The organism is Enterobacter sp. UPMP2060 (genome assembly GCF_053709655.1).
In genome coordinates this window covers 379,055-393,274 of sequence record NZ_JBSKJQ010000001.1, presented here as the reverse complement: position 1 = coordinate 393,274, position 14,220 = coordinate 379,055, and the positions used below count along the sequence as shown (strand labels likewise).

The window sequence follows — 14,220 nt, the reverse complement described above, 5'->3', positions numbered from 1 at the left end:
GCAGCGGGGGTACTGCTAAATCGGTCGCGATTACGCGAGTGCCAGTTTTTGGCGCGCATATTGTAGCGCTTTTTCAATCACTTGCTCAATAGTTAAACTGGTTGAATCCAGAACTAATGCATCTTCTGCAGGAACAAGTGGGGCGACGGCGCGGTTACGATCGCGGTCATCGCGCTCTTTTATCTCGGATAAAAGGCGATCAAAGTTAACACTAAACCCCTTTTCCTGCAACTGAAGCATGCGGCGTTGAGCACGTTCTTCCGAAGAGGCGTCAAGGAAAATTTTCACTGGCGCATCAGGGAATACCACCGTTCCCATATCGCGTCCGTCAGCGATCAGCCCCGGGGCTTCACGGAACGCGCGCTGACGACGTAACAGCGCCTCGCGAACGCGCGGGAACGCCGCGACTTGAGAGGCCGCATTAGCCACTTCCTGCGTACGGATTTCGCCGCTCACGTCTTCCCCTTCAAGGATGACTTCCAGGTTGCCATCGGTCGATACGAAACGCACATCCAGATGCGCAGCCAGCGGAACCAGCGCTTCTTCAGACGCGACATCCACATGGTGATGTAGCGCGGCCAGCGCCAGCACGCGATAGATTGCTCCCGAATCTAAAAGATGCCATTGCAATGCTTCCGCCATCGCTTTGCACAGAGTACCTTTCCCTGCGCCACTCGGCCCATCAATGGTGATTACCGGGGCAACTGCCGTCATCTTTTTCTCCTTAAATAAGGCATACCGTTTACATGAACGCCGCGCATTATACGCGCCAACGTGCGCAACTGTTACCTTTGCGTGCAAATTACGGAATGATTGAAGCAGAGTGTAGAAGAAATGAGCGGAGGTGTTCGTAATGAAGCGTAAGCAAATGCCGCATCGGGCGATGCGGCAATACGTTATCAGGCCAGCGTGCTAATGCGTGCCAGCTGTTCGAAGTAGTCCGGGAACGTTTTCGCCGTACATTTCGGGTCAAGAATGGTGACAGGCGTGTCTGACAGCGCCACCAGCGAGAAGCACATCGCCATACGGTGATCGTTATAGGTGCCGATTTCCGCAAACTGCAGTTTTGCCGGAGGGGTCACACGAATGTAGTCTTCGCCCTCTTCCACCTCGGCACCGACTTTTCGCAGCTCGGTCGCCATCGCGAACAGGCGGTCCGTCTCTTTTACGCGCCAGTTGTAGATGTTACGCAGCGTGGTAGTGCCTTTGGCAAACAGCGCCGCCGTGGCAATGGTCATCGCCGCATCCGGGATATGGTTCATGTCCATATCGATGGCGTTCAGCTCGCCGTGGGTACAGGAGATGAAGTCATCCCCCCAGGTGACAATGGCACCCATTTTTTCCAGCACGTCCGCAAAACGGATGTCGCCCTGCACGCTGTTACGGCCAATACCGGTCACTTTTACCGTGCCGCCTTTAATCGCCCCCGCAGCCAGGAAGTAAGACGCGGATGACGCATCCCCTTCAACCAGGTAGTTGCCCGGAGACTGGTACTGCTGCGCCCCGCGCACCACGAAGCGCTGATAAGACTGATTTTCCACCTCAACGCCGAAGGTTTTCATCAGGTGCAGCGTGATATCAATGTACGGTTTGGAGACCAGCTCACCTTTAATGGTGATAACCGTATCCTGCGGTGCCAGCGGCGCGGTCATCAGCAGTGCCGTCAGGAACTGGCTGGAGACGCTGCCGTCCACCTCGACGTGACCGCCGGTAAAACCGCCGCGCAGACGCAGTGGCGGATAGTTTTCCTGCTCCAGATACTCAATCTGCGCGCCGCCCTGACGCAGGGCGTCCACCAGGTGACCAATCGGACGCTCCTTCATGCGCGGCTCGCCGGTCAGCACGATGTTGTTGCTCCCCAGGCACAGGGCCGCCGCCAGCGGGCGCATCGCGGTACCCGCGTTGCCCAGAAACAGCTCAAGCTCTTCGCCCGAACGCAGCGCGCCGCCGTTGCCGGTCACTTCGCAGCGGGTACGATCGTCGGAGAGAGTGTAATGAACGCCCAACGCTTTCAGCGCATTGAGCATATGGCGCACGTCATCGCTGTCCAGCAGGTTTGTGAGGACGGTGGTGCCGTTTGCCAGAGCTGCCAGCAGCAAAGCGCGGTTCGAGACACTTTTTGAACCAGGCAGATTAATGGTGCCATCTACCCGCGCGATAGGTTGTAACGTCAGGGATTCCATGAAAACTAAACTCTCAACTCAACATAATAAAAACCCCGCAGGGACGCTGCGGGGGTGAAAAACAGCAAATTAACCGTGACGACGTTCGAAGTCGATCATGAAATCCGTCAGGGCCTTAACGCCTTCCAGCGGCATCGCGTTATAGATGGAGGCACGCATGCCGCCAACGACACGGTGACCTTTGAGCGCATGCAGACCTGCCGCGAAGGACTCTTCCAGGAATACTTTGTCCAGGCTGCTGTCCGCCAACTGGAACGGCACGTTCATGCGGGAACGGTTAGCGTTTGCCACATCGTTGCGGTAGAAATCGCTCTTGTCGATCACGCCATACAGCAGTTCAGCTTTCTGCTGATTGACCTTGTCCATCTGCGCCACGCCGCCGTTTTGCTTCAGCCATTTGAAGACCAGGCCGGAGAGATACCAGGCAAACGTTGGTGGGGTGTTGAACATCGAATCGTTATCGTTCAGCACGGTGTAATCGAGAATCGACGGACAGGATTTATGTGCTTTACCCAGCAGGTCTTCACGCACAACGACGATAGTCAAACCGGCCGGGCCGATATTTTTCTGCGCGCCCGCATAGATAACGCCGTAGCGGCTGACATCAATTGGCGCAGACAGAATGGTGGAGGAGAAGTCGGCGGCAACCACGACATCGCTACCGAAGTTTGGCGTCTCGTCAATGGCAATCCCGTCAATGGTTTCGTTCGGGCAGTAGTGCAGATACGCTGCGTTATCGGAAAGCTGCCACTCGCTCATTGGCTTCACGGCGCGCAGACCGTCAACGGTCACTTTGGCGTCGATAACATTCGGCGTGCAGTATTTATGCGCTTCTTTAACGGCGCTTGCCGCCCAGTAACCCGCGTCAACGTAGTCAGCCGTCGTTTTGTCGCCGAGGATATTCAGCGGAACGCCTGCAAACTGGCCACGTCCACCGCCGTGACAGAACAATACTTTGTAGTTCGAGGGAATATTCAGCAGATCGCGAAAATCCTTTTCTGCCTCTTCCGCCACCTGAATAAACTCTTTACCACGGTGGCTGATTTCCATCACCGACGTACCGAGACCGTTCCAGTCACAGAGTTCCTGTTGAGCCTGTTTAAGCACGTCTGCCGGTAACATCGCCGGACCTGAACTGAAATTAAAGACTTGAGCCATTTCCCCTCACCACGCTAAAAGCCATAAGTTATAACTGTGGATATCGGTTTTATCATTCAGTGACACGCGCCGCAATGTCTAAAACTTATGACCCGTGAAATGTGCCCCGCGTCACACAAAACAATCTGCCGCCTCGCCAGGACAAAACCGACAAAATGGCTGTCAGGTGATACGTTTGGCCCGGCTAACCTTCGTCCATTCCGGATTTGCACAGCGGGGGCATAATTGGCGATCCCCCGGCTGCATCGCGACTACATGGCTACATCTTACGCAAGCATACTCGCCTGACTCAGGTACGGTTCTGAAACGCTCGATCAGCATATCCGGCAGGATACACAGTCCCGGCTTCACCTCGTCGTCAGAATAGTAATAGACGCTGATCTGCCCGTTGGTTTCCATGATCGCCAGACGCACCTGCCCGAGCTGTTCAACGCTGTTCAGGCGAAGCTCCATAAAGAACTCAAACTCGGTCATATTGGCGCTTTGTACATTTTCCCAGGCCAGCTGTCCGTCCTCGACGATAACGACCGGCTTCCCTTCAAGCAGATCTTCCAGCTTTTCGCTTTTCGACATCAGCCACATGACAAGGCGATAAAGTAGCGCCAGTGAGACAAAAACGATAAACACCGGCACCATCGGCACGTCGTCATAAAAGGCGACGTCACCCGCCGCCGAGCCCAGCGTCAGGATGATCAACACCTCAAAGAGCGACATCTGCCGCACGCCTCGGCGGCCGGTGATTTTAAGAAACAGGAAGACGAGGACGAAGGTATACAGGCTGCGCAGCGCCACTTCGCCCAGAAATTCAGGAGGAACTTTATCAAACGCCATCCGCTGGAGATCAAATGCTTTCATTTTTCTATGCCTTAACAGTCAGTTACTGCCACTAAGCATAGCCCAGCCTTTTATTTTCGCCGAAGATAGCACCCGTCACGCAAAACCCGTATCATTGCGCGCTTTACGTACGATAAAAGTGAACGCCATGACTCAAACGTTTATCCCCGGCAAAGACGCCGCTCTGGAAGATTCCATCGCTCGCTTCCAGCAGAAACTGACCGACCTGGGTTTTAACATCGAAGAAGCCTCCTGGCTCAATCCGGTGCCTCATGTCTGGTCCGTGCATATTCGCGATAAAGACTGTGCCCTGTGCTTTACCAACGGTAAAGGCGCGACAAAAAAAGCGGCACTGGCCTCTGCGCTGGGTGAGTATTTTGAGCGTCTGTCCACCAACTATTTCTTCGCTGACTTCTGGCTGGGCGAAACCATCGCTAACGGCCCGTTCGTTCACTATCCAAATGAAAAATGGTTCCCGCTGACCGAAGATGACGAGCTGCCGGAAGGTATTCTCGACGCGCGCCTGCGTGCCTTCTACGATCCAGACAGCGAACTGACCGCCAGCATGCTGATCGATCTGCAGTCTGGCAATGAAGACCGTGGGATCTGCGCCCTGCCGTTCACCCGTCAGTCTGACGAGCAGACCGTATATATTCCGATGAACATCGTCGGCAACCTGTATGTGTCCAACGGTATGTCCGCCGGTAACACCCGCAATGAAGCACGCGTGCAGGGTCTGTCTGAAGTTTTCGAACGCCACATTAAAAACCGCATCATCGCTGAATCCATCAGCCTGCCACAAATTCCGGCAGACGTGCTGGCGCGCTACCCGGGCGTAGTGGAGTCCATCGCTAAGCTGGAAGCAGAAGGTTTCCCAATCTTTGCCTATGACGGCTCGCTGGGCGGTAAGTATCCGGTTATCTGCGTAGTGCTGTTTAACCCGGCCAACGGTACCTGCTTCGCCTCATTCGGCGCGCACCCTGACTTCGGCGTGGCGCTGGAGCGTACCGTTACAGAGCTGCTGCAGGGCCGTAGCCTGAAAGATCTCGACGTCTTCACCCCGCCAACGTTTGACGATGAAGAAGTGGCCGAGCATACCAACCTTGAAACCCACTTCATCGACTCCAGCGGTTTAATTTCCTGGGATATGTTCAAGCAGGACGCCGACTATCCGTTCGTGGACTGGAGCTTTGCCGGTACCACGGAAGAAGAGTTCGCCACACTGATGGCGATCTTCAACGCGGAAGATCGGGAAGTTTATATTGCCGACTACGAACACCTTGGCGTCTACGCGTGCCGCATTATTGTTCCAGGCATGTCCGACATCTACCCGGCTGAAGATCTGTGGCTGGCGAATAACAGCATGGGCGCGCACCTGCGCGAAACGCTGCTGGCTCTGCCGGGCAGCGAGTGGGAGAAAGAAGATTATCTGAACCTGATCGCCCAGCTGGACGAAGAAGGCCACGATGACTTTACCCGCGTACGCGAACTGCTGGGCCTGGCGACCGGTAAAGACAACGGCTGGTATACCCTGCGCATCGGTGAGCTGAAAGCGATGCTGGCCCTGGCGGGTGGCGATTTGGATCAGGCCCTGGCCTGGACCGAGTGGACCATGGAATTCAACCAGTCGGTCTTCTCTGCCGAGCGCACCAATTATTACCGCTGCCTGCAAACCCTGCTGCTGCTGGCCCAGGAAGAGGATCGCGAGCCGCTGCAATACCTGAATGCTTTCGTGCGGATGTACGGAGCTGAGGCCGTAGAAGCAGCCAGTGCAGCCCTGAGCGGCGAAGAGCCGTTCTATGGCCTGCAGGCTGTTGATAGCGATCTGAAAGCCTTCCCGGCGCATCAGTCGCTGCTGAAGGCCTACGAAAAACTTCAGAAAGCAAAAGCCGCTTACTGGTCAAAATAAGCGCACATAACATTACCAGCTGTAGGCGTATTCAATCGTCTGGGCTATATTACGGGGCAATTTCATTGCCCCGTTTTTTATTTTCTTCGGCAATGACTGTTGATTGTAATAATAAAGTTAAACATGGGTAAATATAATAATATTTACCCGGGCTTTACTGTTACTTTTTATGGTAAATACTCCATATTAATTAACTGCGTCAGGGGTGGCTGAACGAAAAAATTCAACTCTTTTCATAACTTTTAAAATTTATTTTTATACGGATAATCAATTACTTACTCCGCATTTACTGTAAAACCATACACACTGCGGGCCTATAAGCCAGGCGAGATATGATCTATATCAATTTCTCTTCTATAATGCTTTGTTAGTATCTCGTCGCCGACTTAATAAAGAGAGAGTTAGTGTGAAAGCTGACAACCCTTTTGATCTTTTACTCCCTGCTGCGATGGCCAAAGTTGCCGAAGAAGCGGGTGTCTATAAAGCAACGAAACACCCGATGAAGACGTTCTATCTGGCGATCACGGCTGGTGTGTTCATCTCTATCGCTTTCGTCTTCTACATCACCGCCACCACCGGTACTGCCGGAATGCCTTTCGGCATGGCCAAACTGATTGGCGGCATTTGCTTCTCACTGGGTCTGATTCTCTGCGTCATCTGCGGCGCCGACCTCTTCACCTCAACGGTGCTGATTGTCGTGGCAAAGGCCAGCGGAAGAATTACCTGGGGTCAGCTGGCACGTAACTGGCTTAACGTCTACGTGGGTAACCTGGTTGGCTGTCTGCTCTTTGTTTTGTTGATGTGGCTTTCTGGCGAGTACATGACCGCCAACGGTGGCTGGGGCCTTAACGTCCTGCAAACCGCCGACCACAAAATGCACCACACATTTATCGAAGCCGTTGCTCTCGGCATCCTCGCTAACCTGATGGTCTGCCTGGCTGTATGGATGAGCTACTCGGGTCGCAGCCTGATGGACAAAGCCTTAATTATGGTTCTGCCGGTTGCGATGTTTGTTGCCAGCGGCTTTGAGCACAGTATCGCGAATATGTTCATGATCCCAATGGGCATTGTCATCCGCGACTTTGCAAGCCCGGAGTTCTGGACCGCAGTTGGTTCATCCCCGGAAAGTTTCACTCACCTGACTATTATGAATTTCATTACTGATAACCTGATCCCTGTCACTATCGGGAACATTATCGGTGGGGGTCTGTTAGTTGGGTTGACATACTGGGTCATTTACCTGCGTGGCGACGATCATCATTGATGGTTTTCTCAGGCAGTAAATAAAAAATCCACTTAAGAAGGTAGGTGTTACATGTCCGAGCTTAATGAAAAGTTAGCCACAGCCTGGGAAGGTTTTGCGAAAGGTGACTGGCAGAATGAAGTAAACGTACGTGACTTCATTCAGAAAAACTATACCCCGTATGAAGGTGACGAATCCTTCCTGGCTGGCGCAACTGACGCGACCACCAAGCTGTGGGACAGCGTAATGGAAGGCGTTAAACTGGAAAACCGCACTCACGCGCCAGTTGATTTTGACACCTCCGTTGCTTCCACCATCACTTCTCACGATGCTGGCTACATCAACAAAGCCCTTGAGAAAATCGTTGGTCTGCAGACTGAAGCACCACTGAAACGCGCAATCATCCCGTTCGGTGGTATCAAAATGGTTGAAGGTTCCTGCAAAGCGTATAACCGCGAGCTGGACCCAATGCTGAAAAAAATCTTCACCGAATACCGCAAAACCCACAACCAGGGCGTATTCGATGTTTACACCAAAGACATTCTGAACTGCCGTAAATCTGGCGTTCTGACTGGTCTGCCAGATGCGTATGGCCGTGGCCGTATCATCGGTGACTACCGTCGCGTTGCGCTGTACGGTATCGACTTCCTGATGAAAGACAAGTACGCGCAGTTTGTTTCCCTGCAGTCCGATCTGGAAAACGGCGTAAACCTGGAAGCGACTATCCGTCTGCGTGAAGAAATCGCTGAACAGCACCGCGCGCTGGGTCAGATCAAAGAGATGGCGGCAAAATATGGCTGCGATATCTCTGGTCCGGCTACCAACGCTCAGGAAGCTATCCAGTGGACCTACTTCGGCTACCTGGCCGCTGTTAAGTCTCAGAACGGTGCAGCAATGTCCTTTGGTCGCGTATCCACCTTCCTGGATGCGTACATCGAACGCGACATCAAAGCAGGCAAAATCACCGAGCAAGACGCTCAGGAAATGATTGACCACCTGGTCATGAAACTGCGTATGGTTCGCTTCCTGCGTACTCCTGAATACGATGAGCTGTTCTCTGGTGACCCAATCTGGGCAACAGAATCAATCGGTGGTATGGGCGTAGACGGCCGTACTCTGGTAACCAAAAACAGCTTCCGCTTCCTGAACACCCTGTACACCATGGGTCCTTCTCCGGAGCCGAACATCACCGTTCTGTGGTCTGAAAAACTGCCTCTGAACTTCAAGAAATTCGCGGCTAAAGTGTCCATCGATACCTCTTCTCTGCAGTACGAGAACGATGACCTGATGCGTCCGGACTTCAACAACGACGATTACGCTATCGCTTGCTGCGTAAGCCCAATGGTTGTTGGTAAACAAATGCAGTTCTTCGGTGCGCGTGCAAACCTGGCGAAAACCATGCTGTACGCAATCAACGGCGGCGTTGATGAAAAACTGAAAATGCAGGTTGGTCCTAAGTCTGAGCCGATCAAAGGCGACGTTCTGAACTTCGACGAAGTGATGGAGCGTATGGATCACTTCATGGACTGGCTGGCTAAACAGTACGTTACTGCACTGAATGTTATCCACTACATGCACGACAAGTACAGCTACGAAGCCTCTCTGATGGCGCTGCACGACCGTGACGTTATCCGCACCATGGCGTGTGGTATCGCTGGTCTGTCCGTTGCTGCTGACTCCCTGTCTGCAATCAAATATGCGAAAGTTAAACCAATTCGTGACGAAGACGGCCTGGCTGTAGACTTCGAAATCGAAGGTGAATATCCGCAGTTTGGTAACAACGACTCTCGCGTTGATGACATGGCGGTTGACCTGGTAGAACGTTTCATGAAGAAAATTCAGAAACTGACTACTTACCGTAACGCTATCCCGACTCAGTCTGTTCTGACCATCACCTCTAACGTTGTGTATGGTAAGAAAACCGGTAACACCCCAGACGGTCGTCGTGCTGGCGCGCCATTCGGCCCAGGTGCTAACCCAATGCACGGTCGTGACCAGAAAGGTGCGGTTGCCTCTCTGACCTCCGTTGCTAAACTGCCGTTTGCTTACGCGAAAGATGGTATCTCTTACACCTTCTCTATCGTGCCAAACGCGCTGGGTAAAGACGACGAAGTGCGTAAAACTAACCTCGCGGGTCTGATGGATGGTTACTTCCACCACGAAGCGTCCATCGAAGGTGGTCAGCACCTGAACGTGAACGTCATGAACCGTGAAATGCTGCTCGACGCGATGGAACACCCTGAGAAATATCCTCAGCTGACCATCCGCGTATCTGGCTACGCAGTACGTTTTAACTCCCTGACTAAAGAACAGCAGCAGGACGTTATCACCCGTACTTTCACTCAGTCCATGTAAGTGGAATTGACTGAAATCACGCGTTAAAAAGCGTACAATAAAGGCTCCACGTCAGTGGGGCCTTTTTAGCACCCTCTCCACCTCAGTCTCTTTTGTCCGCTATCTATACTCTATGGATATCAGCCAAAACAGACTTCAACACAGCCGGCTTTGAGCTGTGCATACTCAGGCCCCGGACGGGCCGATGCTGGAGATATCACCGCAATGTCAATTATTGGTCGCATTCACTCCTTTGAATCCTGTGGCACCGTCGATGGCCCGGGTATCCGCTTCATCACCTTTTTCCAGGGCTGCCTGATGCGCTGCCTGTACTGCCATAACCGTGACACCTGGGATACCCATGGCGGTAAAGAAGTGACCGTTGAAGACTTGATGAAAGAGGTGGTGACCTACCGCCACTTTATGAACGCGTCCGGCGGCGGCGTCACCGCATCCGGCGGTGAAGCCATTCTGCAGGCCGAATTTGTCCGCGACTGGTTCCGCGCCTGCCACAAAGAAGGCATTCATACCTGCCTCGACACCAACGGCTTTGTACGCCGCTACGATCCGGTTATCGACGAGCTGCTTGAAGTGACCGATCTGGTGATGCTCGATCTCAAACAGATGAACGATGAGATCCACCAGAACCTCGTTGGCGTCTCAAACCACCGCACGCTGGAATTCGCCAAATACATTGCCGATAAAGGCATCAAAACCTGGATCCGCTACGTGGTGGTTCCCGGCTGGTCAGATGACGACGACTCCGCGCACCGCCTGGGGGAATTTACCCGCGACATGGGCAACGTCGAGAAAATCGAGCTTCTGCCCTATCACGAGCTGGGTAAACATAAATGGGTGGCAATGGGCGAAGAGTACAAACTCGATGGCGTGAAGCCGCCGAAGAAAGAGACGATGGAACGCGTCAAAGGTATTCTTGAACAGTACGGCCACAAGGTGATGTATTAAAGAAAAGGCCCGGTGAGAACCGGGCCTTTTTATATTCTATTTAAAGACGCCGTTAATAACGGAGGTCACAATGGCTGTACTCAGCGCAATTAAGACCAGGTCATCTCCGACCACGCGCCATTCATAGCCCGGGTAGGAAGGAAGCTGGCCCAGCATTGAGGCCGGCACGGTTTTCTTCGCAATGCCCGGAGGCAACGGCTTACCGCGCGCCAGGTTTTTCGCGATACCCGGAGGCAGAGAGTCATAGCCCGTTAAGCCATAATTCAGCGCCAGATGGCGGGCATGATCGAAGCTCACGCGAGCGTCGACATCGTTACCGACATCTTTACTGCTTTTAAAGCTTTTATCCGATTTTCCAGGGTTATCCTGACCGTTATTTTGCTTATTGCCATGGTTACCAGAATTCCCGTTACCATGATTACCGCCATTACCTTGCCCGCCACCGTTTCCGTGACCACCGCCATTCCCGTTTCCAGGATTAGCCATGACCGGAGCCGTTGCAAACGTTAAAGACAACACTACGGCAAGTGCGGTAGTGGAAAAACGACGAATAGACATGATTGCTGCCTTATAGTGGTAGGACTCACATGAATTATCGCCTGGCGCAATAAACAAACAATAAGTAAAACTCTTAGTTGTGACAGGGACAAAAAAGCCTGTCATCGACAGGCTTTTATTTAATCAGGCATGTGCCACAGGCGTTGGATGCTCGCCTGCTTTGCGCAGCAGCATCAAGAGATAAATAAACGACACGCTGGCGATCATGATAAACAATAAATTATCGGAATAATTCTGCATCAGCATCGCGGTAAACGTCGGCCCTAATAAACTGCCGATGGTATAGCTCAGTAACAGCGCCTGGTTCATTGCCACCAGCTGGTGATGTTCAACTTTCTCACAGGCCCAGGCCATCGCGACCGGATAGAGCGTAAAGCCAGCCGCCCCGAGAATAAACAGCGCAGGCGCCATCGCGGCGTTGCTGAGCATGGCAAGGCATCCCATAATGACCACAAAGACCTGCACGCGCAGCACCAGCAGACGACCGAAGCGGTCCGCCAGACGGCCAATCGGCCACTGCCCAACGATCCCCGCACTCACCATCACCGCCATCCAGAAGCCAATTCCAGAATCGCTGACGCCCTGATGATTCAGATAGAGCGGCATCAGGCCGTAGAGCGAGCCCAGTACAATCCCCGAGATAATGCAGCCGTTAACGCCCAGGCGCGCCTGACGGAGTCTGAGCATCGGCCAGACGTGGGTCGCTTCCTGATGCTCGCTGTTCTGGTTCACAATGCGCGTGAAGAGCAGCGGCAGGATCGCGGCCAGCACCATGCCCGTGACCCACGGCAGAACGCTCATCAGATCGGTTGGCAGCTTGCTGACCATCAGTTGACCCAGCACGGTGCCGACGTAATAAACCATCATATAGGCTGCCAGCAGGCGTCCACGGTTGCGCGAAGTGCCGCTGCACATCAGCGCGCTTTCAACCACCACCCAAATCATCGCGCAGCCTACGCCTGCGATAAAGCGCCATGCCATCCAGCTCCAGAAGCCGACCATCAGGCCCAGCCCGGCACACCCGGCGGCGAAAATCAGCGAAGCCAGATAATAGCTGCGATTAAAGCCAAAGCGCTTAATCAGGCTCCCGGTCATTAGCGTACCCAGCAGGTTCCCGGTAAAAAAGGACGAGCTGACCATACCCACCTGCCAGGTCGGTAAGTTTTCATGGGCGAGCCATAGCGGGACGAGCGTATTTAACACTGCGATCGCCAGGGTCAACAGAAGCAGGCCACAAAGCAACAGAAGCACTGGCCGGGTATAGGTGGTCATGGATTAAAAACCGTGAGGAAGTTCAGATTTCGTGCGCATCATGCCACTGGCAAAAACAAAGTCAATCCACTGATTTAGCCGCCTCGCACAATATGTTCCCTGTCGATTTAAAAAACTTATCCTGCTAATGCCACGCCTGCTATAGATATTAATTATGTGTCTGTTTTTATTTATTAATGAGCGAAATTAAAACAAAACGACAGTCGAAAAATTTCATGATCGAAAAAAGAAAAGCCGGGCACTCAGACCCGGCTTGATATAACTCAATGCAACGTTAACTGGCGATAGCCATACCTACGGTCATATGCAACCCGTAGAACACACCGCGGCCAATCAGTTCACCCGCCAGGACCAGCACAAAGGCCAGTGACAGCAGCGGCAGCGCGGGCTGATAACCTTTGAGCTGAGGAGCAATCCAGAATACCAACGCAGCGACCAGCAGAACGATGCGCCAGGCCATCAGAGAACCGTAGTCCGGCACCAGGGCAGAAGCCTGCTGGATAGAGCTGTGAATGGTTGCCAGTTCTGCCCCCTGCATCAGAGCGACCATCGCACTCACCACCAGCGCCAGCAGCGAAACAGCCGGCAGCAAACGCATTGCCCACCCGTCTACGCCCGCCACGCGCAGCAGCAGGTAGCCCAGCAGCGGCCCGCCGATAAACATCGTCAGGAAGAAGCTCATCGGCGTCCAGACGCTGTACCAGGTTGGAACGGTATCGATGGTGTTATAGACGCGCACCATCATCCACACGAACACCACGCCCAGCACCATGGTCACGATCAGCCACAGGCTGCGCAGACCCGCAGGCAATTTCTTCAAAGCGGCCAGCAGCCAGCCCAGCCCACCGACGGCAAAGAAAATTGCCCCGCTGGCAATCTCGTTACTGAGGGATGAGGCCCCCACGCGGTTCAGAGAGTTAAACGCGCGCATCGGCGAACCCAGGTGCAGCGTAGAGGCGATAAACCCAATCCCCATCAGCACCCACAGGCCAAACATGCTCAACACTAAACGCTGCTGCTGTTCAGCGTTGAGATTTCCCTTCAGCAGCGCCAGCGCGAGCACAATGAAACCGCCCGCCACACACTGGCCAAAGACCGTGAAGATCATCAGCGGCCATTCATGCCATCCACTTCCCATCTCACACCTCCTTCGGATTTGCCAGGTAGCCGGTGGTGTCACCTGTAGGACGGCTGTTGGCGTTAGGTTTAATCACAATGCTCGGCTTCGTGAAGTGCGCAGACGGCAGCGGTGCCACTGCGGCAAGCTGACCGTGTTTTTGACGCAGCTCTTCAATCGGACCGAAGTCCAGCGCGCGCAGCGGACAGGACTCGACGCAAATCGGCTTTTTGCCGTCCGCCACGCGGGTGTGGCAACCGTCGCATTTGGTCATATGACCTTTGGCGGCGTTGTACTGCGGCGCGCCGTACGGGCACGCCATGTGGCAGTACCGACAGCCGATGCAGACATCTTCGTCCACCACCACAAAGCCGTCTTCACGCTTGTGCATCGCCCCACTCGGGCAGACCTTGGTGCAGGCCGGATCTTCACAGTGGTTACAGGCAATCGACAGGTAATAGGCAAAGACGTTCTGATGCCAGACGCCGTTATCTTCCTGCCAGTCGCCCCCGGCGTATTCGTAGATGCGGCGGAAGCTGACGTCAGGAGTCAGGTCTTTGTAATCTTTACAGGCCAGCTCGCAGGTTTTGCACCCGGTGCAACGGCTGGAATCGATAAAAAATCCATACTGGGTTGTCATCGGCTA

At 53.6% G+C, this 14,220-nt stretch carries 12 protein-coding genes; 4 read left to right on the top strand and 8 right to left on the bottom strand.

The features are described from left to right. Positions 1–30: 30 nt before the first annotated feature. From cmk to ACWKXN_RS01870, 4 genes are all read right to left on the bottom strand, one after another. Complete coding sequence (gene cmk / locus ACWKXN_RS01885) at positions 31–714, bottom strand: (d)CMP kinase (protein WP_013097305.1); 684 nt, start codon at positions 712–714, stop codon at positions 31–33. 185 nt (positions 715–899) lie between these two features. After that, positions 900–2,183 (bottom strand): 3-phosphoshikimate 1-carboxyvinyltransferase, encoded by a 1,284-nt coding sequence (gene aroA, locus ACWKXN_RS01880; protein WP_032658201.1) that lies wholly within the window; start codon positions 2,181–2,183, stop codon positions 900–902. A 69-nt stretch (positions 2,184–2,252) separates the two neighbouring features. Then, positions 2,253–3,341 carry a 3-phosphoserine/phosphohydroxythreonine transaminase gene (gene serC, locus ACWKXN_RS01875; RefSeq protein WP_039261569.1) on the bottom strand — a complete coding sequence of 363 codons (1,089 nt, stop codon included), beginning with the start codon at positions 3,339–3,341 and terminating at the stop codon, positions 2,253–2,255. Between the two features lie 162 nt (positions 3,342–3,503). Beyond that, positions 3,504–4,196: a DUF421 domain-containing protein gene (locus ACWKXN_RS01870; RefSeq protein ID WP_023310994.1), complete on the bottom strand. Its 693-nt coding sequence runs from the start codon at positions 4,194–4,196 to the stop codon at positions 3,504–3,506. A gap of 127 nt (positions 4,197–4,323) precedes the next feature. Here ACWKXN_RS01870 and ycaO point away from each other — a divergent pair, with 127 nt between their 5' ends. From ycaO to pflA, 4 genes are all read left to right on the top strand, one after another. Further along, entirely contained in the window at positions 4,324–6,084 is a 1,761-nt protein-coding gene (gene ycaO / locus ACWKXN_RS01865) for a 30S ribosomal protein S12 methylthiotransferase accessory factor YcaO (RefSeq protein ID WP_454543240.1), read from the top strand. A gap of 406 nt (positions 6,085–6,490) precedes the next feature. Next, entirely contained in the window at positions 6,491–7,348 is an 858-nt protein-coding gene (focA, locus tag ACWKXN_RS01860) for a formate transporter FocA (RefSeq protein ID WP_454543239.1), read from the top strand. A gap of 51 nt (positions 7,349–7,399) precedes the next feature. Continuing rightward, the gene (gene pflB, locus ACWKXN_RS01855; RefSeq protein ID WP_033145088.1) at positions 7,400–9,682 is read left to right on the top strand and encodes a formate C-acetyltransferase; all 2,283 of its coding nucleotides are present in this window, start codon (positions 7,400–7,402) and stop codon (positions 9,680–9,682) included. A 204-nt stretch (positions 9,683–9,886) separates the two neighbouring features. Next, positions 9,887–10,627: a pyruvate formate lyase 1-activating protein gene (pflA, locus tag ACWKXN_RS01850; RefSeq protein WP_023310991.1), complete on the top strand. Its 741-nt coding sequence runs from the start codon at positions 9,887–9,889 to the stop codon at positions 10,625–10,627. 36 nt (positions 10,628–10,663) lie between these two features. On the opposite strand, the gene ACWKXN_RS01845 is transcribed toward pflA, so the two are convergent. From ACWKXN_RS01845 to ACWKXN_RS01830, 4 genes are all read right to left on the bottom strand, one after another. After that, on the bottom strand, positions 10,664–11,185 hold the full coding sequence (locus tag ACWKXN_RS01845; RefSeq protein WP_023310990.1) for an anti-virulence regulator CigR family protein: 522 nt from the start codon (positions 11,183–11,185) through the stop codon (positions 10,664–10,666). A 123-nt stretch (positions 11,186–11,308) separates the two neighbouring features. Then, positions 11,309–12,457, bottom strand: a complete 1,149-nt coding sequence (locus ACWKXN_RS01840) for an MFS transporter (protein ID WP_047742311.1) — start codon at positions 12,455–12,457, stop codon at positions 11,309–11,311. A gap of 274 nt (positions 12,458–12,731) precedes the next feature. After that, positions 12,732–13,595, bottom strand: a complete 864-nt coding sequence (locus tag ACWKXN_RS01835; RefSeq protein ID WP_029739492.1) for a dimethyl sulfoxide reductase anchor subunit family protein — start codon at positions 13,593–13,595, stop codon at positions 12,732–12,734. A 1-nt stretch (position 13,596) separates the two neighbouring features. After that, positions 13,597–14,214 carry a DMSO/selenate family reductase complex B subunit gene (locus ACWKXN_RS01830; RefSeq protein ID WP_021240882.1) on the bottom strand — a complete coding sequence of 206 codons (618 nt, stop codon included), beginning with the start codon at positions 14,212–14,214 and terminating at the stop codon, positions 13,597–13,599. Between the last annotated feature and the right edge of the window lie 6 nt (positions 14,215–14,220).

Excerpts from the sequence above, each read along its gene's own strand:
- ACWKXN_RS01835 (WP_029739492.1), bottom strand. The coding sequence starts at position 13,595 with ATGGGAAGTGGATGGCATGAATGGCCGCTGATGATCTTCACGGTCTTT.
- pflA (WP_023310991.1), top strand. The coding sequence starts at position 9,887 with ATGTCAATTATTGGTCGCATTCACTCCTTTGAATCCTGTGGCACCGTC.
- ACWKXN_RS01830 (WP_021240882.1), bottom strand. The coding sequence starts at position 14,214 with ATGACAACCCAGTATGGATTTTTTATCGATTCCAGCCGTTGCACCGGG.
- ycaO (WP_454543240.1), top strand. The coding sequence starts at position 4,324 with ATGACTCAAACGTTTATCCCCGGCAAAGACGCCGCTCTGGAAGATTCC.
- ACWKXN_RS01840 (WP_047742311.1), bottom strand. The coding sequence starts at position 12,457 with ATGACCACCTATACCCGGCCAGTGCTTCTGTTGCTTTGTGGCCTGCTT.
- aroA (WP_032658201.1), bottom strand. The coding sequence starts at position 2,183 with ATGGAATCCCTGACGTTACAACCTATCGCGCGGGTAGATGGCACCATT.
- serC (WP_039261569.1), bottom strand. The coding sequence starts at position 3,341 with ATGGCTCAAGTCTTTAATTTCAGTTCAGGTCCGGCGATGTTACCGGCA.
- ACWKXN_RS01870 (WP_023310994.1), bottom strand. The coding sequence starts at position 4,196 with ATGAAAGCATTTGATCTCCAGCGGATGGCGTTTGATAAAGTTCCTCCT.
- ACWKXN_RS01845 (WP_023310990.1), bottom strand. The coding sequence starts at position 11,185 with ATGTCTATTCGTCGTTTTTCCACTACCGCACTTGCCGTAGTGTTGTCT.
- pflB (WP_033145088.1), top strand. The coding sequence starts at position 7,400 with ATGTCCGAGCTTAATGAAAAGTTAGCCACAGCCTGGGAAGGTTTTGCG.
- cmk (WP_013097305.1), bottom strand. The coding sequence starts at position 714 with ATGACGGCAGTTGCCCCGGTAATCACCATTGATGGGCCGAGTGGCGCA.